This window comes from Kribbella sp. VKM Ac-2571 (genome assembly GCF_004362255.1).
In the GTDB taxonomy this organism is placed as follows: Bacteria; Actinomycetota; Actinomycetes; order Propionibacteriales; family Kribbellaceae; genus Kribbella; species Kribbella pratensis.
On sequence record NZ_SNWS01000003.1, the window covers coordinates 87,160 to 111,284 of the forward strand.

General features: G+C 67.7%; 26 protein-coding genes. 13 read left to right on the top strand and 13 right to left on the bottom strand.

The window, feature by feature from the left end:
• Nucleotides 1-6 precede the first annotated feature (6 nt).
• Entirely contained in the window at nucleotides 7-864 is an 858-nt protein-coding gene (locus tag EV651_RS07710) for a DNA-formamidopyrimidine glycosylase family protein (protein ID WP_133783554.1), read from the bottom strand.
• 102 nt (nucleotides 865-966) lie between these two features.
• On the opposite strand from EV651_RS07710, the gene EV651_RS41245 reads away from it, so the two are divergent.
• Complete coding sequence (locus EV651_RS41245) at nucleotides 967-1,107, top strand: hypothetical protein (protein WP_165546414.1); 141 nt, start codon at nucleotides 967-969, stop codon at nucleotides 1,105-1,107.
• Here the strand turns inward: EV651_RS41245 and EV651_RS07715 are convergent.
• Nucleotides 1,101-1,922, bottom strand: coding sequence for a bifunctional 2-polyprenyl-6-hydroxyphenol methylase/3-demethylubiquinol 3-O-methyltransferase UbiG (locus EV651_RS07715; protein WP_133783556.1), 822 nt, complete (start codon nucleotides 1,920-1,922; stop codon nucleotides 1,101-1,103). The two genes, EV651_RS41245 and EV651_RS07715, sit on opposite strands and share 7 nt — an antisense overlap.
• Nucleotides 1,923-2,006: 84 nt before the next feature.
• Between EV651_RS07715 and EV651_RS07720 the strand changes: the two genes are divergently transcribed.
• Nucleotides 2,007-3,182 carry a DUF418 domain-containing protein gene (locus tag EV651_RS07720; protein ID WP_133783558.1) on the top strand — a complete coding sequence of 392 codons (1,176 nt, stop codon included), beginning with the start codon at nucleotides 2,007-2,009 and terminating at the stop codon, nucleotides 3,180-3,182.
• On the opposite strand, the gene EV651_RS07725 is transcribed toward EV651_RS07720, so the two are convergent.
• A complete protein-coding gene (locus EV651_RS07725; protein WP_133783560.1) occupies nucleotides 3,170-3,433 on the bottom strand; it encodes a hypothetical protein in 264 nt (87 codons plus the stop codon). The two genes, EV651_RS07720 and EV651_RS07725, sit on opposite strands and share 13 nt — an antisense overlap.
• 82 nt (nucleotides 3,434-3,515) lie before the next feature.
• On the opposite strand from EV651_RS07725, the gene EV651_RS07730 reads away from it, so the two are divergent.
• The 6 genes from EV651_RS07730 (at nucleotide 3,516) to EV651_RS07755 (ending at nucleotide 8,709) form a co-directional block, all read left to right on the top strand.
• The gene (locus EV651_RS07730; protein ID WP_133783562.1) at nucleotides 3,516-4,469 is read left to right on the top strand and encodes a GlxA family transcriptional regulator; all 954 of its coding nucleotides are present in this window, start codon (nucleotides 3,516-3,518) and stop codon (nucleotides 4,467-4,469) included.
• Nucleotides 4,469-4,894: a GNAT family N-acetyltransferase gene (locus EV651_RS07735; protein ID WP_133783564.1), complete on the top strand. Its 426-nt coding sequence runs from the start codon at nucleotides 4,469-4,471 to the stop codon at nucleotides 4,892-4,894. The genes EV651_RS07730 and EV651_RS07735 overlap by 1 nt, the downstream gene beginning before the upstream one ends.
• Before the next feature lie 103 nt (nucleotides 4,895-4,997).
• Complete coding sequence (locus EV651_RS07740) at nucleotides 4,998-6,068, top strand: acyltransferase (protein WP_202870214.1); 1,071 nt, start codon at nucleotides 4,998-5,000, stop codon at nucleotides 6,066-6,068.
• A gap of 57 nt (nucleotides 6,069-6,125) precedes the next feature.
• On the top strand, nucleotides 6,126-6,821 hold the full coding sequence (locus EV651_RS07745; RefSeq protein WP_133783566.1) for a PadR family transcriptional regulator: 696 nt from the start codon (nucleotides 6,126-6,128) through the stop codon (nucleotides 6,819-6,821).
• A 143-nt stretch (nucleotides 6,822-6,964) separates the two neighbouring features.
• A complete protein-coding gene (locus EV651_RS07750; protein WP_133783568.1) occupies nucleotides 6,965-7,945 on the top strand; it encodes an ATP-binding cassette domain-containing protein in 981 nt (326 codons plus the stop codon).
• Nucleotides 7,942-8,709 carry an ABC transporter permease gene (locus EV651_RS07755; RefSeq protein ID WP_133783570.1) on the top strand — a complete coding sequence of 256 codons (768 nt, stop codon included), beginning with the start codon at nucleotides 7,942-7,944 and terminating at the stop codon, nucleotides 8,707-8,709. Before EV651_RS07750 ends, EV651_RS07755 begins: the two co-directional genes overlap by 4 nt.
• 43 nt (nucleotides 8,710-8,752) lie before the next feature.
• On the opposite strand, the gene EV651_RS07760 is transcribed toward EV651_RS07755, so the two are convergent.
• A complete protein-coding gene (locus EV651_RS07760; RefSeq protein ID WP_133783572.1) occupies nucleotides 8,753-9,817 on the bottom strand; it encodes an adenosine deaminase in 1,065 nt (354 codons plus the stop codon).
• Between the two features lie 377 nt (nucleotides 9,818-10,194).
• On the opposite strand from EV651_RS07760, the gene EV651_RS07765 reads away from it, so the two are divergent.
• Together EV651_RS07765 and EV651_RS07770 are read left to right on the top strand one after the other, a co-directional pair.
• Nucleotides 10,195-11,991: an ABC transporter ATP-binding protein gene (locus tag EV651_RS07765; protein WP_133783574.1), complete on the top strand. Its 1,797-nt coding sequence runs from the start codon at nucleotides 10,195-10,197 to the stop codon at nucleotides 11,989-11,991.
• Nucleotides 11,978-13,780: an ABC transporter ATP-binding protein gene (locus EV651_RS07770; RefSeq protein ID WP_133783576.1), complete on the top strand. Its 1,803-nt coding sequence runs from the start codon at nucleotides 11,978-11,980 to the stop codon at nucleotides 13,778-13,780. Before EV651_RS07765 ends, EV651_RS07770 begins: the two co-directional genes overlap by 14 nt.
• Here EV651_RS07770 and EV651_RS07775 read toward each other — a convergent pair.
• The gene (locus tag EV651_RS07775; protein WP_238156731.1) at nucleotides 13,773-14,240 is read right to left on the bottom strand and encodes a nitroreductase family deazaflavin-dependent oxidoreductase; all 468 of its coding nucleotides are present in this window, start codon (nucleotides 14,238-14,240) and stop codon (nucleotides 13,773-13,775) included. The genes EV651_RS07770 and EV651_RS07775 overlap by 8 nt on opposite strands.
• Nucleotides 14,241-14,351: 111 nt before the next feature.
• On the opposite strand from EV651_RS07775, the gene EV651_RS07780 reads away from it, so the two are divergent.
• Nucleotides 14,352-15,038, top strand: a complete 687-nt coding sequence (locus tag EV651_RS07780) for a TetR/AcrR family transcriptional regulator (RefSeq protein ID WP_133783578.1) — start codon at nucleotides 14,352-14,354, stop codon at nucleotides 15,036-15,038.
• Here the strand turns inward: EV651_RS07780 and aat are convergent.
• A complete protein-coding gene (gene aat, locus EV651_RS07785) occupies nucleotides 15,031-15,696 on the bottom strand; it encodes a leucyl/phenylalanyl-tRNA--protein transferase (protein ID WP_133783580.1) in 666 nt (221 codons plus the stop codon). The genes EV651_RS07780 and aat overlap by 8 nt on opposite strands.
• A gap of 119 nt (nucleotides 15,697-15,815) precedes the next feature.
• Between aat and EV651_RS07790 the strand changes: the two genes are divergently transcribed.
• Entirely contained in the window at nucleotides 15,816-16,511 is a 696-nt protein-coding gene (locus EV651_RS07790) for an EcsC family protein (RefSeq protein ID WP_133783582.1), read from the top strand.
• On the opposite strand, the gene EV651_RS07795 is transcribed toward EV651_RS07790, so the two are convergent.
• Together EV651_RS07795 and EV651_RS07800 are read right to left on the bottom strand one after the other, a co-directional pair.
• Entirely contained in the window at nucleotides 16,498-17,331 is an 834-nt protein-coding gene (locus tag EV651_RS07795; protein ID WP_202870216.1) for a helix-turn-helix transcriptional regulator, read from the bottom strand. The genes EV651_RS07790 and EV651_RS07795 overlap by 14 nt on opposite strands.
• Before the next feature lie 32 nt (nucleotides 17,332-17,363).
• Nucleotides 17,364-18,290: a hydroxymethylglutaryl-CoA lyase gene (locus tag EV651_RS07800; RefSeq protein WP_133783586.1), complete on the bottom strand. Its 927-nt coding sequence runs from the start codon at nucleotides 18,288-18,290 to the stop codon at nucleotides 17,364-17,366.
• A 51-nt stretch (nucleotides 18,291-18,341) separates the two neighbouring features.
• Between EV651_RS07800 and EV651_RS07805 the strand changes: the two genes are divergently transcribed.
• Nucleotides 18,342-18,974 (top strand): GNAT family N-acetyltransferase, encoded by a 633-nt coding sequence (locus EV651_RS07805; protein ID WP_133783588.1) that lies wholly within the window; start codon nucleotides 18,342-18,344, stop codon nucleotides 18,972-18,974.
• A 106-nt stretch (nucleotides 18,975-19,080) separates the two neighbouring features.
• Here the strand turns inward: EV651_RS07805 and EV651_RS07810 are convergent, their stop codons facing one another.
• From EV651_RS07810 to EV651_RS07830, 5 genes are all read right to left on the bottom strand, one after another.
• On the bottom strand, nucleotides 19,081-20,409 hold the full coding sequence (locus tag EV651_RS07810; RefSeq protein ID WP_133783590.1) for a hypothetical protein: 1,329 nt from the start codon (nucleotides 20,407-20,409) through the stop codon (nucleotides 19,081-19,083).
• Nucleotides 20,410-20,420: 11 nt separating this feature from the next.
• Nucleotides 20,421-21,221, bottom strand: coding sequence for a hypothetical protein (locus EV651_RS07815; protein ID WP_133783592.1), 801 nt, complete (start codon nucleotides 21,219-21,221; stop codon nucleotides 20,421-20,423).
• Between the two features lie 93 nt (nucleotides 21,222-21,314).
• Nucleotides 21,315-22,124 (bottom strand): ABC transporter permease, encoded by an 810-nt coding sequence (locus EV651_RS07820; protein WP_133783594.1) that lies wholly within the window; start codon nucleotides 22,122-22,124, stop codon nucleotides 21,315-21,317.
• The gene (locus EV651_RS07825) at nucleotides 22,117-22,923 is read right to left on the bottom strand and encodes an ABC-2 family transporter protein (protein ID WP_133783597.1); all 807 of its coding nucleotides are present in this window, start codon (nucleotides 22,921-22,923) and stop codon (nucleotides 22,117-22,119) included. The genes EV651_RS07820 and EV651_RS07825 overlap by 8 nt, the downstream gene beginning before the upstream one ends.
• On the bottom strand, nucleotides 22,920-23,936 hold the full coding sequence (locus EV651_RS07830; RefSeq protein ID WP_133783599.1) for an ATP-binding cassette domain-containing protein: 1,017 nt from the start codon (nucleotides 23,934-23,936) through the stop codon (nucleotides 22,920-22,922). The genes EV651_RS07825 and EV651_RS07830 overlap by 4 nt, the downstream gene beginning before the upstream one ends.
• Nucleotides 23,937-24,125: the final 189 nt, after the last annotated feature.

Genomic DNA, 24,125 nt, shown 5'->3' on the forward strand with positions numbered 1-24,125 from the left:
GGGAACCTACTTGAGCAGCTTCGACAACCTCCGGTCGGCCAGCGGTTTGCCGCCGGTCTGACAGGTCGCGCAGTACTGCAGGGAGGAGTCGGCGAAGCTCACCTCGCGGACGATGTCGCCGCAGACCGGGCATTTCTGGCCTTTGCGGCCGTGCACCCGCAGACCGGACTTCTTCTCCGATTTCAGGTCCTGCACGGCGAGGCCGGCGGAGCGGTCGACCGCGTCCTTGAGGGTTTCGCGCATCGCGTCGTACAACGTCTTGAGCTCGTCGTCGGACAGGTTCGACGCCGGCTTGAAGGGGCTCATCTTCGCGACGTGCAGGATCTCGTCGGAGTATGCGTTGCCGATGCCGGCGATCACGGACTGGTTTCGCAGGACGCCCTTGAGCTGGACGCGACCCTGGCCTTTCAGGATCTCGCCGAAGTCCTCGAGCGACAGCGTGAACGGGTCCGGACCGAGGCGTGCGATCCCCGGGACCTCGGAGACGTCGCGGACGACGTACACCGCGAGTTTCTTCTGGGTCCCGGCCTCGGTCAGGTCGAACCCGGAGCCGTCGTCCAGGACCGTCCGGAGCGCGATCGGGCCCTTGCCCGGGCGCACCAGGCCGGTCGACTGCTCGTCCTTCCACCGCAGCCAGCCCGCCCGGGCCAGGTGGATCACCAGGTGCACGCCCTGCGCGGAGATGTCCAGGAACTTCCCGTGCCGCTGCACGTCGTCGATCAGCAACCCGACCATCGCCGAGATCGGCGGGTCATAGGTCTTCAGCGCACTGATCGCCGTGATGTCGGCCCGCACAAAGGCATGCCCAACCGCCCGCTCCCGCAAAAACACGGCCAGCGACTCAACCTCCGGCAACTCAGGCACCCTCCTAGTGTGCCTGACGCCAGGGACAGTTCCGGTGGATCACCCATGGGGATGGGTTGTGGGTACCGGTAGTTTCGGTGGCAACAGAGTTGGGAGGCCCTGATGGGGTTTGTGAAGACGATGCTCAAGGGTGCTGTGGTGGCCAAGTTGGTTCAGGTCGCGCAGCGCGAGCTGAGCAAGCCGGAGAACCAGCAGAAGATCAAGCAGGCAGTGCAGAAGGTCCAGCAGCGCCGGGCTCACTGAGGCTTGTGAGCCTGCAGGGTGTAGGTGGCGGCCAGGCGGTGCGGATGCTCCGTCAGGCGCCACTCACCCTCGGCGTCCTCGGTCATCAGACCGGGGAGAGCGTTCCACGGCGCGCTGTCATGCTCGGTGAGTGAGTCGAACACGAGACCGGCCGTCTGTACGGCGGTGATCGTCTCGCCGAGGCCGTGGTTCCACTCGTGTGTCTCGGTACTGCTGAACTCGGCGTCGGTCACCACGTACGTCCCGCCTTCGTCGACCACGGTCGGCGCTGCGGTCTCGAAGTACGGGTACCGCACGTCGGCGTACCGCTCACCCGGCTCCAGGGTTCCCAACATCGGATGGCCCTCGCGGACGAACAGTCGCCCGCCCGGCTTCAGCAAGCCGGCCACGACCTGGGCCCAGCGCTCGATGTCCGGCAGCCAGCACAACGCGCCGATCCCGGTGTAGACGAAGTCGTACGCCGACGCGCCCAGCACCCGCACCGCGTCGTAGGCATCAGCCACGTGGAAGTCGACCGACAACCCCAGCCGCGCTGCCAGCAACCGACCCTGCTCGACTGCCGGCTCCGAGAAGTCCAGCCCGGTCATCCGCGCACCGAGCCGTGCGAGCGACACGGTGTCGGTGCCGATGTGGCACTGCAGGTGTACGCCGCGCAGCCCACTGACGTCACCGAGCCGCGGCCGGTCGAACCGAACCACCCCACTGAGGTACGACGGGTCGGACAGGAAGTCGTCGACGTGGTAGCTGGGCGATGCCACGTGCGCCGGTACCCGCTCGTTCCAGTTTGCCCGGTTGACCTCGCGATAGTCAGTCACATGCTTGAGGGTAGAGCTAGCTCCACCGTCGAGGAGGATTCAGCGTGAGTGTGCGCTCAGGGTTGCCCTGATGTGCTGGAGTGCATGAGCCAGGTACTCGATCGAACGCGGATTCAGGACATCGACGCGCTGCGTGGTTTCGCCCTGCTGGGCATCTTGGTCGTGAACATCACCTTCGCCGCCTCCGGGTTCCCGATCCACCTGGCGCAGAATCCGGCGTACGACTCCTGGCTCGACCACTCGGTGCACTGGCTGTCGTCGGTGTTCGTGGACATGAAGTTCTACCTGCTGTTCTCGTTCCTGTTCGGGTACAGCTTCCAGTTGCAGATGCAGGCGGCGCAGCGAGCCGGTGCAGCGTTCAGACCACGGATTCTGCGGCGGCTCGGCGGTCTGTTCGTGCTCGGTGCGCTGCACGGCGTCTTCCTGATCACGGGCGACATCCTGAGCGTCTATGCGATCATCGGCCTGGTCCTGCTCGCCATGCGCCGAGTGAAGGACCGTACGGCGCTCCTGGTCGCAGGAGGCATCTACGCGTACCTCTTCATCACGCTCGCGCTCGCTGCGCTCTTCGTCGACACCACGCAGTTCACCGACCCCACCACGGCAGTAGCAGCCGCACAGGAGACGACTGCGAACCTGGCGGGGTCGTTCAGCGACGTCATAGGCGAGCACGTCCGCGCGCTCCCGACGTACGGCCTGTCGCTGCTGACAGTGCAGGGCCCGACCACACTGGCCGCGTTCCTCGTCGGCATGGTGGCCGGTCGACGGCGCCTCCTGCAGAACACGCACGGGGCCGATGCACTGCTGCGGCTCATCCAGCTGGTCGGCTTCGCGATCGGTATCACCGGCGGGCTCGTCTACGCGGCGGGCGGCAACGGCGACACCAGGGCAGTGCTGATGAGTGTGATGACAGCACCGTTCTTGACTGCGGCGTACGTCGCTTCACTGCTGCGGATCATGCACTCCGACCGCGGGGAGGAGATCCGCCAACTACTAGCGCCGGCCGGCCAGATGGCCTTGTCGAACTACCTCGGGCAGTCGGTGGCGACCATGCTGATCTTCACCGGTGTCGGTTTCGGGCTGTCGGGTCAGGTGTCTCCGCTGGAGACAGTGGGCTTCGCGGTCGGCGTCTTCGTCCTACAGGTGCTGCTGAGCCACGTCTGGCTCAGCAGCTTCCGCTACGGCCCGGTCGAAGGAGTGCTGCGGGCGGTCACCAACGGGACCGCCCCTAGCTGGCGAAAACTCACTCAGGCCGCGTGACGGCCGTGGTGCAGGCGGGCCGCGCGGATGCTGTGCACGGTCCCGGTGGTGGAAGCAGGCTTGTGGTTGAAGGGCTTGGCCGCTGCGCCGAGGGCGAGCAGGTCGAGCTTGGTCCGGGCCACGTCACGGTCGTCGGCGATCCAGGTGCCCCGCGGTCCGGCAGCCGGACCGGTCGAGTTGCGCCTGTTGCTGATCTCCAGAGCCGCGATCACGGCCAGCACGGTGACTACGAGAACGATGTATCCGGTCATGGCAGTAATGATTCTAGGTATCAGATCCTGCCACTAGTGGCACTATTGACATAGTCCGACAAATTACTGCCATACTGGCGAGATGCTGCAGAAGATCGCCGTCGTCCTGCTGGAGGACGTTGCCCTGTTCGAGTTCGGCGTATTGGCCGAGGTCTTCGGCATCGACCGCACCGACGACGGTGTGCCGCCCTTCGACTTCAAGGTGTGCTCGACCACGCCGGGCGTGCCGATGGAGACCAGCAGCCACTCCCAGGTGGTCGCGCCGTACGGGCTGGAGGAACTCGAGGACGCCGACCTGATCGGCATCCCGGCCACCACCTGGCGGCACGCGTACGACGAGCGGGTCCTGGACGCGCTCCGGCGGGCCGAGGCGCGCGGCGCGATCCTGCTCACGGTCTGCTCGGGAGCGTTCGTGCTCGGTGCCGCCGGCCTGCTCGAAGGCCGGGCCTGCACGACGCACTGGCGCTACATCGACAAGTTCCATGACCAGTTCCCGGCCGCGAAGCTCGACCCGGACGTGCTGTTCGTCGACGACGGCAACATCATCACCAGCGCCGGCACCGCGGCCGGGATCGACGCCGCCCTGCACCTGGTACGACGCGAGCTCGGCAGCGCGGTCGCGACCCGGATCGCCCGCCGGATGGTGGTCCCGCCGCAGCGCGACGGCGGCCAGCGGCAGTACGTCGAGGTGCCGGTGCCCGAATCGTCCGGGGAGAGCCTGCAGCCGGTCCTCGACTGGATGGTCGACAACCTGACCGTCGACCACACCGTGCCCGCGCTGGCCCGGCGCGCGCAGATGTCGGAGCGCACCTTCGCCCGCCGCTTCGTCGCCGAGACCGGTACGACGCCACTCAAATGGGTCACCACCCAGCGCGTCCTGCGCGCCCGCACCCTGCTCGAGCAGACCCGGATGGGTATCGAGCAGATCGCCACCGAGTCAGGATTCGGGACGGCCGCGCTGCTCCGGCACCACTTCCGTAGGGTGGTGGGCGTGCCACCACAGGATTACCGCCGCACCTTCCAGACCGCCGGCTGATGGTTGCCTATCGCAACGCTGCCGCGACCGACATCGACGCAGTACTGAGGTTCTGGGCGACCGCCGCCGAGGATTCGCACCGCCCGCCGGACTCGGCCGACGCCGTCCGGCGGCTGATCGAGCGTGATCCGGAGGCGCTGGTCCTTGCCGTTGATGACACAGACAACGAGGTTGTCGTCGGTTCGATCATCGTCGGCTGGGACGGCTGGCGTTGCCACCTGTACCGCCTGGCGGTCGCGCCGACCCATCGCCGCCAGGGCATCGGCCGCGAACTCGTCGCCCGCGCCGAGGCCCGCTTCCTGACGTACGGCGGAACCCGTGCCGACGCGATGGTGCTCGACGACAACGCCCCCGCGCACCGCGTCTGGTCCACCGCGGGCTACGCGCCGCAGCCCGAGTGGTCGCGCTGGGTCAAGCCGCTCTGACCCGCCCGATGTGAGCAAGGCATCACCGGGCGGATTTGCATCGCCACCCCACGCTCTGGCTAAGGTCACAGGGGGGTAACAGGCGAACGTAGATGGAGTGGTTGTGACGACGCCGGACCGCCCCCCGGGCAGGACCGCACGCCGACTGAGCTGGGACGTAGTGCGTGTCCTGGCGGTGCTGGCAGTGATTTTCACGCACACGACGTACATGGGCCCGTTCCTGCACCCCGAGCTCGGCGCACCACTGGGGCCGTACCCGTTCCAGGTCGGTGCCAGCATCCTGCTGGTGATCAGCGCGTACTTCGTCTGCGTGACGGTCCGGAAGGGGTCGACGTACCGCTGGTTGTGGCGGCGGGTGTGTCGCGTGCTCCCGCCGTACTTCATCGCGGTGCTGTTCACGTACCTCGTCGTGGTGCGGTTCGGGCCCAGCAACTGGGTGCTGCCGACGCGGCGTGATCTGTGGAGCAACCTCACGCTGGCCGCCTCGTTCGACCCGGGCGTCCAGCTCATCGACGGCTCGTACTGGACGCTGCCGCTGCAGCTGATGGCGTTCGGCGCCGCGGCTCTGCTCTGGCCGCGCGGCCTCGGGCAGCGGATCACCACGCTGCTCTGGATCATGATCATCGCGCCGGTCGTACTGCAGTGGAACGACCGCATCGACCACAGCCCGTTCTGGGTGCAGCAGGCGTGGAACGGTCTCGGACTGCATCGCCTGCAACTGTTCGCGATCGGCATCGCGATCTGGCTCTGGGCACAGCGGCGCATCGGCGTGGTGCATCTCGCCGCCCTGCTCGCGGCGACCGTCTTCGCGCAGCACGCGCACACCTCGGACCTGCCGTCGTCGCTGGGCATCGGGGTGCTGCTGGTGATCGTCGCGCTGGCCGCACGCGGTCCGGACTGGACGGTGCTCACCCGGTTCCGGCGGCCGATCCACTTCCTGGCGCGGATCTCGTTCGGGCTGTACCTGCTCAACCAGGTGGTCGGCTATCTGATCGCGTACCGCCTGATGGAGCTCGGCGCGGGCCGGCTCACCCAGATCGCGGGCGCGGTGATCGGCGTGATCGGGCTCGCCTGGCTGCTGACGAAGTACGTCGAGGAGCCGGCGTACCGCGCCTTCGCCCACCTCCGCGTCCGCGGCCTCGGTGCCCGCGCGTTCGCCTGGCTGAATACTTGACATCGGATACTCACGAGCTAATACTCGATTTCGAGTAATCGAGATCGAGGAGGGTCCATGGCGCGGCGCAAAGTGGCGAATCCGCTGGCGTTCGCCGTGCTCGGGAGTTTGAGCGAGCGGCCGATGCACCCCTACGAGATCTCGACGATGCTCCGGGCCCGTGGCAAAGACCAGAGCATCAAGGTGAACTACGGCTCGCTCTACTCGGTCGTGGCGGCCCTTGAGAAGCACGGGTTCGTCGAGGCGCTGGAGACGGTCCGGGAGGGCAACCGGCCGGAGCGGACTGTCTACCAGATCACCGACGCGGGCTCCGGTGAGTTCCGCGACTGGCTGGCAGAGCTCGTCGGTACGCCGGCTCGGGAGTTCCACCCGCTGGAGGCCGGTCTTGCCTACCTGCCCGGCCTGCCGCCCGATCGCGCCGTCGAGTTGCTCGAGCAGCGGCTCAAGGCGGTCGACACGGAGATCTCGGAGATCATCGCGGCACACGACCACATGGCGTCGATGGAGTTCCCGCGGATCTTCTGGGTCGAGTCGGAGTTCCGGCTGGCGCTGCTCCAGGCGGAATCGGCGTACGTTCACCAGCTCGTCGAGGAGATTCGCACAGACGCACTGGGCGGCTCCCGGTTCTGGCGTCAGGCCTGGAAGCTCTATCTGGAGGAGGGCATCAGTCCTGTCGAGCAACTGAAGGATCCCGTCAAGTACTTCGGGCAGGAGTTCGCCTGGATGCAGGCGATACCACCGGAAGCCCGATAAGAGACGGCCCTCGACCCACGGTGCGGCAACACCAGGGTCGAAGGCCGCAGTTCCTCGAGTCGGTCCGAAGACCTGGCACCCAAGGGCACAACCATCAGGATAGCCAGCTCGGAACGACTCCCGATCCCTTAGGGAGTCATGTGATGGCTACGCATGCCGTCGAAGCGGTCGAGCTGGTCAAGACGTACCCGGCCGGCCGCAAGAACCCACCACTCCGCGCGCTCGACGGCCTGACCGTCAGCGTCGGAGAAGGCGTCGTACTCGGTCTGCTCGGACCGAACGGCGCGGGCAAGTCCACCACCGTCAAGATCCTCACCACACTGTCCCGGGCCGACTCCGGCACCGCCGTGGTCGCCGGGTACGACGTGAATCGTTCGCCGGACCAGGTACGACGGTCGATCGGCTATGTACCGCAGAAGTCGAGCTCGGACCCGATGGCGACCGGTCTCGAGAACCTGGTGCTGAGCGGGCGCATCTTCGGCCTGTCCCACCAGGAGTCCTTGCAGCGCGCTCGTGAACTGCTGGAGCGCTTCGGACTGGGAGAGCATGGCGGTCGCCCGGTGAAGACGTACTCCGGCGGCATGCAGCGCAAGCTGGACGTCGCGCTCGGCCTGGTCCACCGACCGAAGGTCCTGTTCCTCGACGAGCCCACCACGGGACTCGACCCCGAGGCCCGCGCCGACCTGTGGAACGAGGTAGTCCGGCTGTCCGGGCAAGAAGGTCTGACCGTGCTGCTGACCACGCACTACCTGGAAGAGGCCGATCGCCTCGCGGGGCAGCTCGCGATCGTCGACCACGGCCGGATCGTTGCCGAGGGCACCCCGGAGGCATTGAAGGCCTCGTTGCGTGGCGACTCCGTACATGTCGAGCTCGTCGATCCTGACACCGACGGGACGGTCCGGGCATTGCTCGGGCAGTTGCCCGGCATCGGTGAGATCGTTGTCGAAGGCAACACGTTGCGTGCACGGGTCGATCGCGGTGCAACCGCCGTACCGGCTGTGCTGGGAGCCCTTGAAGACAAGGCGATTCCGGTAGTTGCGGTCACCGTGTCGCGGCCGTCGCTGGACGACGTGTACCTGCAGCACACAGGTCGTTCGTTCCGCGTGGCGGAGGAGGCGGCATGATCGCGCACACGGGCCTCGTCTTCGGGCGATGGATGCGGGCGTCGTACCGGCAACCGGCGTTGATCGCGTTCACGTTGGTGCAGCCGGCGATCTGGTTACTGTTGTTCGGGCAGCTGTTCCAGGGCGTCGTACGGCTCCCTGGGTTCGGCGACTCGTCGTACATCGCGTTCCTGACGCCGGGGATCGTGATGATGACGGCGCTGATGACGAGCGGCTGGAGCGGAACGTCGTTCGTGCAGGACATGGAGCGCGGCGTGATGGACCGGATGCTCGCGTCACCGGTCAGCCGCGGCGGGCTGATGGCGGGGCAGTTGCTCAGCAACGCGACAACCACGTTGATCCAGACGATCCTCGTGTTCGCGATCGGGATCGCCGCGGGCGCGCGGTACGACGGCGGGATCGTCGGGTACCTGGTCACGATCGTCGCGTCGATGCTCGTCGGTACGGCGTTCGGGTCGCTCTCGAACGCGGTCGCGCTGCTCACGCGTCAGCAGGAGGCGTTGATCGGGATATCCCAGTTCGTCTCGCTACCGCTGACGTTCATGTCGTCGATCATGATCGACCCGACGGTCGCGCCCCACTGGGTGAACGTCGCAGCCCGCTTCAACCCGGTCGACTGGGCCACCATCGCCGCCCGCCAGTCCCTCGCCGCCGACCCCAACTGGTCGTCGGTGTGGCGACACTGCCTGTATCTACTGGCCTTCACCCTGATAGTCGGCTGGCTCTCAACCCGAGCCTTCCGCACCTACCAAAGGTCAGTTTGAGGCTGCCTCCCTCCCTTCTCTTCTTCCCTTCCCTTCTCCGCGGTCAGTTTGACGCGTACCAAGGCTTGATCACGTTGTCGATGATCGCGAGGCGTTCGTCGAAGGGGATGAAGGCTGACTTCATCGCGTTGATCGCGAACCAGCGCAGGTCGGGGAGGCCGTAGCCGAACGCTTCCGCGAGCAGGGCGAGCTCGCGGCTCATCGACGTACCGCTCATCAACCGGTTGTCGGTGTTCACGGTGACCCGGAAGCGGAGCTTGGCGAGCAGACCGATCGGGTGGTTCGCGATCGAGTCGGCCGCGCCGGTCTGCAGGTTGGAGCTCGGGCACATCTCCAGCGGGATCCGCCGGTCGCGCACGTACGCCGCGAGCCGCCCGAGCTCCGCCTTCTCACCGGCCCTGTCGTACGTGATGTCGTCGATGATCCGTACGCCGTGACCGAGCCGGTCCGCACCGCACCACTGGATCGCCTGCCAAATCGACGGCAGCCCGAACGCCTCGCCCGCATGGATGGTGAAGTGCGCGTTCTCGCGCTGCAGGTACTCGAACGCGTCCAGGTGCCGGGTGGGCGGGTACCCCGCCTCCGCGCCGGCGATGTCGAACCCGACCACGCCCGCGTCGCGGTACGCGACCGCCAACTCGGCGATCTCCATCGAGCGCGCCTTGTGCCGCATCGCGGTCAGCAACTGCCGCGCCACGATCGGCCGCTCGGCAACCGCCATCCCGTGCTCGAACCCCTCCCGAACCGCATCCACGACCTGCTCGAGCGTGAGCCCCTTGGTCAGGTGCTGCTCGGGCGCGTAGCGGACCTCGGCGTACACCACACCGTCCGCCGCAAGGTCCTGCACGCACTCACTGGCCACCCGTTTGATCGCCTCGGCCGTCTGCATCACGGCAACCGTGTGATCGAACGTCTCCAGGTACCGCTCCAACGACCCCGAATCCGCCGACTCCACGAACCAGGCCCCGAGCTCACCCGCATCCGTGCGCGGCAACACATGCCCGATCTCCCCCGCCAACTCAACCACCGTCCCCGGCCGCAAACCACCATCCAGGTGGTCATGCAAAAGAACCTTGGGCGCCGCGTTCAGCTGCTCGGGACTGATCATCCAGCCATCTTCGCAGCCACCCCACAATCCGCCCCCATCCCCACGCACCTACGTGTGCTGCCCGTTGCCTGTGGCTGAGCGGGTGCGGTGGGTGGTGTGCAGCGGATGAGGTGGGGTTGGGGAGGTTTCCTGCCCGATTCGGGTAGACGATCCTCCCCAACCCATTCATTCGCGCGGATATCCCCTGGCGTGGCGAGGGACGCGGGGGCACATCACCACGACTGGAGACACTCGGTGGGGTCTGGGAACAGGCAATTGCGTGTTCCCAGACCCCGGCGGTCGTCTCCAGTGCCGGCAGACGACTGAGTGCCCGTGCGGGCGTAGGGCATCCGGCAAACGTTCAAGACTTGGGGCGGTGGGGGTGTCATCGTGAGGGGATGGTGAGGCGGCTGTGGGAGCGGGATGAGTGGCGGTTCTTCGGTGTGCTGCCGCGGGCGGATCGAGGGCTGGCTGCTGCTTGGTGGGTTCTGCTGATTGCCCGTGGCGCGTTGCCGGCGGTGTTCGCGGTGGCGATGGGGTGGCTGGTGGGAGCGGTGCAGCACGGGGAGTCGTTGGCCGCGCCGTTGGGGCTGATGGGTACGACGTTCGTTCTGCTGCAGGTGCTGACGCCGGTACATCAGGCCGTCAGCGCCAACCTGGGGAGTCGAGTGTCGGCGTACCTGAACGACGCGTTGGCGAAGGCTTGTGTGGGGCCGCCGGGCATCGGGCATCTCGAGGATCCGGAGCTGAGTGAGGACCTGACGGTGGCCCGGGAGTTCGACCACGGGCAGACCGGGCCGCCGATGTACCTGAACGTCGACTTCGTTGCCGGGAGTCTGGTCGAGCTGGTCGGCGGGATCGCGTCCGCGGTGGTGCTGTTCGGGTTCACGTGGTGGGCGCCGCTGGTGCTCGTCGCCGCCTGGTCCGCGACGCATTGGCTGCTCCGCGAGAGCGGCGTCTGGAAGGACCGGAACACCGCCGAGGTCCGTTCGGCGCAACGGCATGCGCACTACGCCTACGAGCTGGCGGTCGAGCCGGACGCGGCGAAGGAGCTGCGCCTGTTCGGCCTCGCCGACTGGACCGTACGGCGCTTCACGGAGCGACGCCGACGCCTGTTCGAGCTGCAGTACGCCGCTACCCGCCTGCGGGAACGCCCGATGATCTGGAGTCTGCTGATCGTGGTGGTGGCCAACGGTCTCGTGTTCTGGGCGCTCGGGGCGGCCGCGATCGACGGGCGCCTCCCGCTCGACCGGCTGGTGGTGTTCGCCCAGGTCGCGATCGGAGTCAGCATGATCGCGTTCGGCGGACTGAACTGGGCGTTGGACGGGGCAGCCGCCCCAGTCGCCGCCGTACAGCGGCTGGAGCCCGCGATGGCACCGGCCGGTGCGTTGAGCATCGGGCACGGTTCGGCCGGCCAGGGTCCCGTCGAGGTCGAGCTTCGGGGACTGAGATTCAGTTATCCACAGTCCGATCGCCAGGTCTTCGACGGGCTGGACCTGACGATCCCGGCCGGGTCGTCGCTCGCAGTCGTCGGTCAGAACGGCGCGGGTAAGACCACGCTTGCCAAGCTCCTGTGCCGCCTGTACGACCCCGATTCCGGGACGATCCGGGTTGATGGCAGCGACCTGCGGGAGCTCGACGTCGACGCCTGGAGGACGCGCGTCGCAGCCGTCTTCCAGGACTTCCTCAAGCTCGAGCTGCCGTTGCGGGACAACGTCGCACCGGCTGGTGCGCCCGAGGCGGACATCCGCGCCGCACTGGCGGACGCGGGTGCCGACGACTTGGCCGACCTCGACACCCGGTTGGCCACGGGGTACGGCGACGGCACCGACCTCTCAGGTGGACAGTGGCAACGGGTCGCGCTGGCGCGGGCACTCTGCGCGGTCCGGCAGGGCGCCGGTCTCGTCCTGCTCGACGAACCGACCGCTCAGCTGGATGTTCGCGGTGAGGCGGCGATCTTCGACCGGATCCTGACCGCGACCCGCGACGTCACCACGATCCTGATCTCGCACCGGTTCTCCACCGTCCGGCACGCCGACCGGATCTGCGTCCTGGAGCAGGGCCACGTCGTCGAACTCGGAAGCCACGACGAACTGATGGCGCTGGGCGGGCGATACCGGACGATGTTCGACCTGCAGGCGCAGCGCTTCACGGCCGAGGTCAACGAGGAGGGGCTCAGCTATGACACGCTCTGACGACCTGCCGCGCGCACTGCCGGCGATGTGGCGCCTGTGCAAGCTCGGGTACCAGCACGAGCCCTGGCTGCTCGTTGCCGCGTTCCTGATGACGCTGCTGGCCGCCGTACCGGACGCGTTGCTCGCTCTGTGGCTGAAGATCCTCGCCGACGGCGTACTGGACGGCGATCGGCGGACCGCACTGCTGGCGGCAGGCGGCCTGGCGTTGTCAGTGACGGCGACCTGGTTCCTGCGGACGTTGTCGACGCGGATCTCACGCCGGTTCCGGGATCGCGTCACGATCATGCTGGAGGCGCATGTCGCCCGGTTGCAGGCGTCCGTCGCCACGATCGAGCACCACGAACGCCGTGACTACCTTGATCGGCTGGCCGTACTGCGCAAACAGGTCTTCGTGCTCGACCACATGTACATGTCGTTGTTCTCCACCTGCGGCTGGATCCTGCGTCTCGGCGTGACGGTCGCCCTGCTCATGTCGATCCATCCGGCTCTCGCGTTCCTACTGCTCTTCGCACTGCCGACGGTCCTCAGCTCCAGTTGGCGACCGGGCGTCGAGCGCGAGGTGGAGGAGCGGCAGGCCCCGCACAGCCGGCTGGCCGATCACCTCTTCAAGACCGCGACGACATCTGCCCCCGGCAAGGAGGTCCGAGTCATCGGCATCGGGCCCGAGCTCGTCGCAGGACGTCGTCGCGAGTGGGAGCAGTGGTACGGACCGATCGCCGCCGCGCGTTGGACCAGTGCCGCGTGGCACGGGATCGCCTGGGCGATCTTCGGCGCGGCGTACGTCGGCGCGGTGCTGTTCGTCGCCTCGGGATTACACGGTTCAGTCGGTCAGGTGCTGCTCATCCTGGCGGCCGGTGCGCGGCTGTCGGCGTACATCGGAGCGACGGTCGGCGAGATCGGGTTCCTGCGGGGGATCTGGCTGGACGGGTCGCGGCGGCTGGTCTGGCTGGAGAACTACGCGGCCTCGTTCGACAGCACAGCGGATCAGCCTGCGCCCGAACGGCTCGTCGACGGCATCCGCCTGGAGCGCGTGTCGTTCTCGTACGCCGGAGCTTCGCGGCCTGCGCTGCAGGACGTCGACCTCACGCTGCCGGCCGGCAAGGTGATCGCGGTCGTCGGAGAGAACGGCGCGGGCAAGTCGACCTTGGTGAAGCTGATCTGCAAGCTGTACGAGCCGAGCAGTGGGCGGGTGCTGCTGGACGAGCAGCCACTGGACCGGATCCCGGCCGAGGCGTGGCGCTCGAAGATCGCGGGTGCGTTCCAGGACTTCTTCCGGTTCGAGTTCCGCGCGGCGCACAGCGTCGGACTCGGCGATCTGCCGCGGCTGGACGACATACCGGCTGTGACCACTGCTGTCGGACGGGCCGGCGCGGAGGACGTGCTGGAGCGGCTCGAATCGGGGTTGGACACGCAGCTCGGCTCGACCTGGCCGGACGGGGCGGAGATCAGCTTCGGGCAGTGGCAGAAGCTTGCGCTGGCTCGCGGGTTCATGCGGGACCGGCCGCTGCTGCTGGTGCTCGACGAGCCGACCGCTGCCTTGGACGCCGAGACCGAGCACGCACTCTTCGAGCGGTACGCGGCGGCAGCGAAGGAGAGTTCTGACGGGCGGATCACGATTCTCGTCTCACATCGGTTCTCGACGGTGCGGATGGCCGACCTGATCGTCGTACTGGACGGTGCTCACGTCGTCGAGACCGGGACGCACGAAGAACTGATGACGCGCGACGGCCACTACGCGGACCTCTACCGGATCCAGGCGGCCGCCTACCATCGGACACCCCCTAACTGATCTTGAAGACCGGGACACCCGGGGCGACGTGGTGCAGGACCTCGTCGGGGGAGTTCTTCGAGACGTCGCCCTCGAAGAACGTGCCGACCTCCCAGGCCCACTTCTTCAGGTACATCCGCAGCGCGGGGATCTTGTCGGCGTCGGCAACCTCCTCGGCGTGGAACGTCTCCACCTTGCTCCCGAGCTGCAGCCGGCCGGTGCCGCTGGCGCGCAGGTTCTTCACCCACTGGGTGTGGCCGCGCGGCGCGACCAGGTAGCGCTGACCGTCGACGACCAGCAGGTTCACCGGCGTACTGCGCCATTCGCCGGATTTGCGCCCCTGGACGGAGAGCACCCGGCTGCCCATCAGGCTGAGACCGAGCTTCGTCAGCCGCGCGACGATCTTGTTGAAGACCCGCATGCTGCCCTCGTTGAGGGTGATCACGCGCTTGCTGTCGTAGGTCTGCTTGTACTCGGTCACGGTGGTTCCTCACTGTTCTGCGAGAGCGGTGCTCTCTGTTGTGATCAGTGAACATCAGATCGCCGCTCACTGTCAAGAGCAGTGCTCTCGTTTCTGTGGCACACTGGGTCCATGAACGCCGGACGTACCGCCCGTGAGCGAGCCCGGGCCGAGCTGACCGAGGAAATCAAGACCGTTGCCCGGCAGCAGCTGGCCACCGTCGGCGCCGAGGCGCTGTCGCTGCGCGCGATCTCCCGTGAGCTCGGGATGGTGTCGTCGGCGCTCTACCGGTACTTCGCCAGCCGCGACGAGCTGCTGACCGCGCTCATCATCGACGCGTACGACGCTCTGGGCGCGGCTGCCGAGGCGGCGGCGTCCGGTGACGATCCGATGGACGACTGGATCGCGGTCTACGCCGCTATACGCGATTGGGCGCGGGCCAATCCGCAGGAGTACGCGTTGATCTACGGCTCCCCGATCAGCGGTTACCAGGCGCCGCAGACCACCGTGCAGCCCGCGTCCCGGGTGCCGTTGTTGTTGCTGGGGGTGTTGCAGCGCGCCCAGGCGGCCGGGCGACTGGTGACGCCGGTGGACGCGCCCTCGCCATCGGGAGCGCTAGCTCAGCAGACGGAGGTGCTGGTCGCGTTGGCTCCGGATGTGCCGCCGGCGGTGCTGGTGCGAACCGTGATCGTGTGGACGCAGTTGTTCGGGATGCTCAGCTTCGAACTGTTCGGTCAGCTGGTCGGGTCGATGGATCCTGCCGACGAGTTCTTCGCGTCGGCCGCGCGGCAGATGGCGGCCTTCGTCGGGCTCAGCTGAACGCCTTCGGCAGCGGGACCTCGAGCGCCTTCGAGACACGGCGTACATAGCTCTCACGCGGGATCGAGACCGCGCCGAGTGTGGCCAGATGATCGGTGACCCATTGGATGTCGAAGACCCGGTCGGCGGCGTACTCGTCGTTCAGCAGCTCGATCGCGCCGGCGACGGCCGCCTTCGAGCCGTCGGTCTTGTGGTGGAACATCGACTCGCCCGCGAACAGTCCGCCGACCGCGACGCCGTACAGCCCGCCGGCCAGCTCGTCGCCGTCCCATGCCTCGACCGAGTGCACCCAGCCGAGCCGGTGCAGTTCGGTGTACGACGCGATGATCGCGGAATCGATCCACGAACCCGGGCGGCGCGGGTCCGCACACGCCCGAATGACACGGTCGAACGCGGTGTCGACCCGGATCTCGAACTTCGCGCGAGCCCGCCGCAGCGACCGGGTCGGCCGGTATCCGGCGACCTCGATCACGCCGCGGTCGACCGGCGACCACCACAGCACCGAACCGCGATGGTCCGGCATCGGGAACAGCCCCCTCCGGTACGCCGCGAGAATCGTTCCCGGCGCCAGGTCGGCGCCGCCCGCGACCACATCGCTCGCCCCGGCCACACCGACCGGCGGGAATTCCCACTGGGACGGAGCAGGTTCGATCGGCACGACACCATCCTGCACCAGGGCACACCTAGGGTTTGTCCCGAGTGCCGCGAGCTGCCGAGCCACGTACAGTTGAAGCACGTCCGGGTTCTTACGCGTGGGGCCGGGCGGGAAGGAGCACCGTGGCCGGAGTAGCCAGGTTCGTCGCCAGCAGTCTCGCGCCCGCCGCCCAGCGGTTCGCCCCGACGGCAGCGGGCGGTGTGTTGCGCCAGATCCTCGAGATCGCGATCGACGGGTACCAGCGGTTCCCGGGCGCGGAGCGGATCGCGGACAACAAGCTCGAGCGGTGCGACGGCGACGTCACCGATGCGATCGAGGCAGTGATCGACCAGCACATCCGGCTCGCCGGCGTGCAGGGGTTCGTCACCAGCATCGGCGGTCTCGTCACCCTTCCCGTCGCGCTGCCCGCCAACCTGACCGGTCTCGCGGTCGTCCAGTGCCGGATGGTCGCGGCGATCGCGCACCTGCGCGGATACGACCTCGACGACCCGCGGGTCCGTACGGCGGTCATCACCTGCCTGCTCGGTGAGGACGGCGTGGCGGCCCGGCTCCGGAAGTCGAGCCTGGTCTCGTCTCCGCTCGCGATCGCGACAGCTCCGGTGTTCGACCCGGAGCTGGATCGTCAGATCTCCGGCGAGGTCGTCGCGGAGCTGATCGGGCGGATCAGCGGCAAGCGGATGGCGGTCACCTTCACCCGCCGGATCCCGTTGCTCGGTGGCGCCGTGGGCGCCGGCGTCGACGGCTGGACGACGTACCGCGTCGGCCAGTTCGCCGACAAGAGCCTGGTACGGCGCATCCGCCGACCTATCGAGCCGTAGCCTCCCTGCGAGTGAGTTGGAGTTTGGCCCGGGTTTCGTCGTCGGCGGGAGTCTCGACGTAGAGGACCAGGTCGGGGTGCGCCGACACCGCTAGTTCGGTGACGGTGAGGTGCAGTTCACCGGCGATCGGGTTGAGGATCCGACGCAGGCGCGGCGTACAGGCTGCGACCTCGTGGCGTGACCACAGCTGGGCGAACTCGGGGCAGATCGACTGCAGGCGCTCGAGGTCGGTCTCCCAGTCCGGGTCGCCGATGTGTTCGCCGTACGCCGAGCGCAGGCGGCCGACGAGATACGGGACCTCGGTGTCGTAGTTCAGCAACTGCTCGCGGGCGGCCGGCTCGGTGATGATGCACCAGAGCAGGTTCTTGTGGACGCAGGGCAGCTGGTGCCAGTCGTGGAACAGGTCGTGGTACGCCTGGTTCGCGCGGATGATGTCGAACCGGGTGTTCGTGATCACCGCGGGCAGCGGGTCGAGCGCCGCCACGATCTCGTCGAACACGGCCTCGCTCGCGCAGTCCGTCGTACGCGGCAACCGCACCGGCGTCGCCTCGGCCAACCGGTACAGATGCTCCCGCTCGACCGGCGTCAGCCGCAGCGTGGCCGCGACCGCGTCCAGCACCTGCCCGCTGGCATTGATCGGCCGGCCCTGCTCGAGCCAGGTGTACCAAGTCACGCCCACACCGGCGAGCAACGCCAACTCTTCGCGCCGCAACCCAGGCGTCCGCCGCCTTCCGCCGCTCGGCAGGCCAACATCCTCCGGCGTCACCCGGGCCCTCCGAGCCTTCAAGAACTCGCCAAGCTCAGCTCGCTGCGCACTCACCAAGCCAGGGTGGCATGGGCCACCGACAGTTTTCAGCCAGCGAGGGCCTGCACTACTCGGCTCGGGGAGGGTTTACCCAGTTGTTCGGCCATCCAGGTGCTGGTGGAAACGAGTTTCTCCAGGTCGACGCCGGTTTCGATGCCGAGGCCGTTGAGTTGCCAGAGGAGATCCTCGGTAGCGAGGTTGCCGGTCGCGCTCTCGGCGTACGGGCAGCCGCCCAGGCCGCCGGCGGAGCTGTCGACCGTGGTCACGCCGTCGCGCAGCGCGGTGAGCGTGTTGGCGAGCGCCTGCCCGTAGGTGTCGTGGAAATGCACCGCCAGCTTGTCCACACCCACGCCGGCCGCACCGAAGGCGGCTAGCAGCGCACCGACCTGGCCTGGCGTCGCGACACCGATCGTGTCGCCGAGCGAGAGCTCGTGGCACCCGAGGTCGATCAGCCGCGCACCGACCTTGACCACCTGATCGATCGGTACGTCGCCCTCCCACGGGTCGCCGTAACACATCGACACGTAGCCACGCACCGACAGACCCTCGGCGAGCGCACGCTGGATCGTCGGCGTGAACATCGCGAACTGGTCGTCGAGCGTGGAATTCAGGTTCTTTCCCGCGAACGTCTCGGTCGCGCTCGCGAAGATCGCGATCTCCCGGACGCCGGCCGCGAGCGCACGGTCGAGACCGCGCTCGTTCGGGACCAGGACCGGGGCGCGTACCCCGGCCGGCAGCTCCAGCTGGTCGAGCAGCTCGGCCGCGTCGGCCAGCTGAGGGACCCATTTCGGGTGCACAAAACTCGTCGTCTCGACCGTCGTCAGACCCGCGTCGAGCAGTCGCCGGATGAACTCGGCCTTGACCGCGACGTCGACGATCGCCGACTCGTTCTGCAACCCGTCACGGGGCCCGACCTCGTAGATCGTGACCCGGTCGGGCAGCCCCTCGGCCTTCACCAGCTGCGGTTCGCGCATCGTGCTGCCTCCTCGTCGAGCGTGGCACGGGTCTCCGCGACAATGCTCGTGATGACATCTCTTGCTGCCATTCTGCGGGGCGTCGAGCTCGGCGTGTTCCCGCCCCCGGATCTCGGGCTCACCGTCGTACCCGCCTCGTCGGAGCGGGAGTCGTGCGTGGTCGCGTTCACCGGGCACACCGTGATCGCCGCGGACGTCGATCCGGCGTGGGTCGCGGAACGAGTGCCGGAGGGGGATCTGTCCGCGCCGACGAGCCCGCGGTTCCTCGCCGCGCTCGAGGAGTTCACCGGCCGGCAGATCGACGCGATCGACGCCATGCTGCTCGCCCCGGCCCTCACCGACCTGGCTGCAGTTGCAGGGCTGACCGAGCTCGCCGACCACGACCATCCGCGGGTCGAACGCGCGCGGCGATACCGCGACGACGTCCGGGTGTACGGCGACGCCCACGGAGGGATCGTGGCGATCGGCCGCGGCCTGGCCGGGCGACTCGAGTGCGCGATCGAGGTGCCACCGAACGCCCACGGCCAAGGCAACGGCCGCCGGCTGGCGTTGGCAGCCCGGGCATTGATCCCGCCGGACACCTCGATCTGGGCTCAGGTCACACCGGGCAACGCGGCCTCCTTACGCACCTTCCTGGCGGTCGGCTACAAGCCGGTCGGATCCGAGGCCCTGCTGGTCAAGTGACCAGCAGATGAACGCCCGGCAGATCGTTGCTGACAGCCCCCAATCCACATCTGTGGATAACCCTGGGGACAAGAGCGATCGCACCCACCTCTTGTCTACGAGCTGGCTACCAGTTACCGGAGGGTCCGGTGTCTCCACCGGCTGTGGAACCGGCCGGAACCTTGGGGCTGGGGCTTGGGCTGGTCCGTCCACCGGGGCTTCGGCTGTTCGCGCGGCCACCGGCTGACCGGCTGCCGCTCGACCGAGGCATGGACGCCCCCGAACTGCCACCACCCGCCTCACCCGCCGAATGCGCCGCCGCCCCGGCGAACGCCCCTGCGGCCTTACGCGCCGCGGCCGCGGCAACACCCGCCGGCCCAAGCCCGGCAGCCTTGGCGCCGGTCGTCGCAGCCCCACTCGCCCCCGCACCCGAGGCCCCGACCCCCGAAGCCCCGGCACCGCCACCGGATGCCCCTGCACTACTACCGCTGCGGGAGGACGGACCGACGTTGACAGCGCCCGACGCCAACGACCCCATCTCGGGCCCGGTGCTCCCCATCCCGGCCGACCCGCCCCCGACGGCCGCGGTGAGTGGCACCGCGAGACGCAGCAGCGCCGGCAAGGCGAAAATCGCGAGCATCATCATCATCACGCCGGTGAGGGACGGCAGCAGGCCCGAACTCCCCTGGGCGAACATCTTCTCCTGCTTGAGCTTGATCGCAGCCGCGTAGATCAGGGCCGCTGCAGGCTTGTAGGCGATGAAACCCAGGGTCCACGCGCAGTACTTCTTGAACCACGCCTTGCCGACCTCGGTGTTGGTCGCCGCGGCTGCGAGCGGCAGCGTCGAGCCAAGGAGCACCAGCATCGCCGATCGGATCAGCATCAGCACGATCTGGATCAGCGAAGCCCAGGCCGACAACTGTCCGAGAAGCACCAGCATCAGCACTGACTTGACCACGTTCCCGTACCCGCCACCGGTGTCGGACGGTCCGCTGACCACATTCTTCATGGCGTCCATGAAGCTGTGGCCTCCGATCGCGTCCTGTACGACGCTCAGCGCGAACTCATCCGACCACGCGATGAGAAGTTGCACCGCGGCGGTTCCTGCGCCGCAGACGACCACGAATGTCAGCATCGCCTTCAGCAGGTCCTGAAGCGGTTTGGCCCGTTGCTCCCAGGCCATCCGCATTCCGGCGATGACGATCGCGAGAGCGAAGATCGTCAACGTCAGTCCGAGCGTCTTCTCATGCACGAACGCGACCGTCTTGCTCTCCGTCCAGGTCTGCCCGTCGGCGCTGGAGGTCGCAAGGGCGACGGGGGTTTTCGGCTTGACCCAGAACGTCGCCAGCGAGTTCAGGATCGTCGAGAAGAAGTCCGTGGTCATCCGCTCGAAGGCCGCCATCCCGTTGTTGGCGGCGGACTGGACGCCTTCCACCACGTGGCACTTCATGTCCATCGGTGAGCACATCAGATACCACTCCACTTCACGAAGTCGCTCAGGTCGCGGTGTTGGGAGAAGGGGGCTCCGACGGCCTCGCCGGGAGGTGGCGGTTGGAGTCGCCAGTCGCCTTGGTGCCAAACCAGCGTCAGGTTGGCGCTCATGTACACGGACTCGACGGGCATGGCGAGCATGAGGGTCACTCGGTCCGGTGCGGCGTCGATGACCCGGTAGCCGACGATCTGGACCGTCGAGCTGCTGCTCGAGGACCCGTCCGCGGCGACTTGGCGGAGCAGGCTGTCGGTCGCCGAGCCGGGAACCATGAGCTTCTTGACGGTCGGGACGAGCTTGCTCTGGTCCGCGATCGCCGCGATCGCGCTGTACGCCGCGTACACCGCGCCGGTCGGCGAGTGCGCGAAGCAATGCCGGAACCCGTCGGAGTCGGTCGTCCCCGGTCCGTACTTCGAGGAGCGCGGTACGACGACCCGCCGGCTGACCTCCCAACCGTCGACCGCCGGCGCCTCAGCGGGAACGGCCTGGTCACCGGCCGGAAGACCGCACGAACCCGTCCGTCCCTCGCTTCCGGAGCTGTTGGTGTTGCTGATCTGCGCCGGACCACCCTCGGGCGTGCCAGGCGCGGAGGCCGGCTCGTCCGTGGGCTGAACCGAGGCGGCCGCGACGGGCTGCTGGCCCGTGGCGCTCGCGCGGGTCGAGCCGCCCCCGCCCGCGAAGATGATGACGATCCCGCAGATCAGGACCGCACCGCCGACGATGCAGGCCGCGACGAATCCAGCGCCGTACGGCGAACTCTCGTCCTTGTCCTTGCTCATCCGACTCCCCGCCTCCGTTGATCCACGACCTCGCGGATCAAGGCTCGCAAAAATCGCCGGACCGCCGCGGAAGTTATCCACAGGCCCGAAGAGTCAGCTCCCGGGGCTGGTGTATCTCGGCATCATCTTGGTGAAGAAGGAGTAGCCGAGGACGAGGACGAGGAGGCCGGCGAGCGGGGAGAGGGTGGTGAGCCAGGTGGGGAGCGGGACGTCGGAGGTGCGGCCTAGGAGGACTGTTGCCGGCAGGAAGGAGATGAAGGCCATCGGGAAGAGCGAGCAGAAGGCGTAGAAGGTGGCCCGGCCGAACATGGTCAGCGGGTAGCCGGAGAACTGGGTGATCGAGCTGTCGGCGAAGATGCGAAGGGAGAAGGTGGATGTGGCGACGAAGGACAGGCCGCAGAAGAACGTCTGGATGCCGGTTTCGACCAGACCCCCGCCGACGACCGCGAGGATCAGGTAGCCGATCTTCGCCGGGGTCCAGTCGACGGGCGCCTGCCAGCCGAAGATGAACAGCGCACCGAAGCCGAGCAGCGCGTCCCCGAGGGCCATCAGCTGGAATCTGCGTGTGATCAGTTGCAAGAACGGGTTCACCGGCCGCAACAGGACCCGGTCGAACTCACCGTCGCGGACCATCTCGTCGGTGAACAGCAACGCCCCGAACGGGACGACGTACAAGGCGTGCGACGCGAGTCGCATCGCGAACACGAACGCGACCTCGGAGAATCCCCAGCCGCCGATCAGTCCGAACTTCCCGAGGAGTACGCCGAGGAACAGCAACTGCGTGCCCTGGTACGCGACCCCGCCCATCAGAGTCGTCCAGAAGTTCACCCGGTACTGCAACTGCGCCCGCAACGCGGCGCGTTCGAGGATGACGTACTGACGCAGCCACGTCTGCTCAGCCACCCTGCACCACCACCCGGTACCGCGCCCGTCGCCAGACCAGTTCGAGGAGGACCGTCAGCAGGACCACCCACACCAGCTGTATGCCGACCAGTGCGAGCGCCTGGCCTCCACGTGTCTGACCGAGATAGATCGACACGGGCGTGTACACCTGCGCCTGGAACGGCAGCCACTCGACCGACGCCCGCAACCATCCCGGCATGAACCACAACGGAATCAACGACCCCGAGAGGAACGCACTCCCGAACCGGTACACGATCAACGGCCCGCTGATCTCGAACGTCCAGAACGTCACCATCGAAACGATCAGGTTGCACAGCATCGCGACCAGTACGCCGCCGACCGTCGCCACGACCGAGAGGAGTCCCGCAGCCCACCCCGGCGGAAGCGTCAACGCACCGAGGACCGCCGCGGCCGCGAGCCCGAACGCGCCGAGCGGGAGCCGGCCGAGCAGTACGCCGAGGTTCTGCCCGAGGACCTGCCAGATCAGGCCCAGCGGCCGGGTCAGGTCGGTCGCGATCTGCCCGTTGCGGATCCGCATCGGCAACGACGAGAACTGCCACGGAAGGAGCACCGATTGCAGACACGCCGCGATTGCCACGTACGCCACCGCGGTCCGAGCGTCCACGCCGTCGACCGGCCCACGCCCGGAGTACACGGTCCGCCAGACAGCGATCGCGAGGACGACCTGGATCACCAACGTCACCGCGCCGGTGATCAGATCGCCTCGGTAAATGAGGACGGATCGCGTGCCGGCACGGGTCATCCCGCGGAACGCCCTGACCTGCTCCGCCGTGCTCACGTCAGCAATCCGTCGTACAGCTGGGAGATCACGTCGGTCAGCCGTGGATCGACGATCGACAACTCGTCCACCTGGTACACCTGCGACGCCCGCGCGATCAGCTCGGGCGTGGTGATCTCCCGCGGGTCGAACCGTAGGACGACGCTGCGGTCCGGATACGGCAGGACGGTGCCGACCGCGCTGGTCTCCACCTCGGTCGCGAACGGGATGTCCGCGACCCGGCGGATGCTGCGCTCGGCCAAGGTGAGGACGAGGAAGCGGTACGGCATGAAGCGTTCCTTCAACCGTGACAGGTCGCCGTCGTACAGGACCGTGCCCGAGTCGATCACGATGATGCGATGGCAGAGCCGCTCGACGTCTTCCATGTCGTGCGTGGTCAGCACCACCGTCGTACCGGCGGACCGGTTGGTCTCGGCGATGAACTCGGTCAGCCGCGCCTTCGCGACCACGTCCAGGCCGACAGTCGGCTCGTCCAGGAAGAGGATCGACGGCTCGTGCAGCATCGCGGCCACGAGATCGCCGCGCATCCGCTGGCCGAGTGACAGCGAGCGGACGGGCGTGTCCAGGAAGTCGGACAGGTCGAGCAGCTCGGTGAAGAGACCGACGCGGTTGCGGTACGTCGTTCGGTCGAGGTTGTAGAGGTCCGCGAGGACTTCGAACGAGTCGCGGAGCGGGAGGTCGTACCAGAGCTGCGTCCGCTGGCCGAAGACGACGCCGATGTTGCGGGCGTTGCGGGCGCGGTCCCGGGACGGCTCCAGCCCGGCGACCCGGCACACACCGGACGTCGGAGTGAGGATCCCGGTCAGCATCTTGATCGTTGTCGACTTGCCGGCGCCGTTCGGGCCGAGGTACCCGACGAGCTCGCCCGGCTCGACCTCGAAGTTCACCCCGTTCACCGCGCGGGTGATGTCGCGTTTGGTGCTGAACAGCGCCCGCAGCCGCGGCAGCCGGCCCTCCAGCACGGCCGGCCGGCTGAATTCCTTGACGAGCTCAGCCGCCTCGATCACCGCCACGCGCACCCTCCCCAGCAAGAGCGAACGGTCATCCTCCCACCGATCCGCCGGCATCGCAGTCTGAATTTCACCGTTCTAGACCGGATCTGTCGGAAAGTGCTCAGTTGCGCTCAGGGGCTTACGGTTCTGGGTCGATGTGTAGCCGAAAGGTCACCCCGTGTAGCGAAGTGACCTAGTCAGCTAATAGAG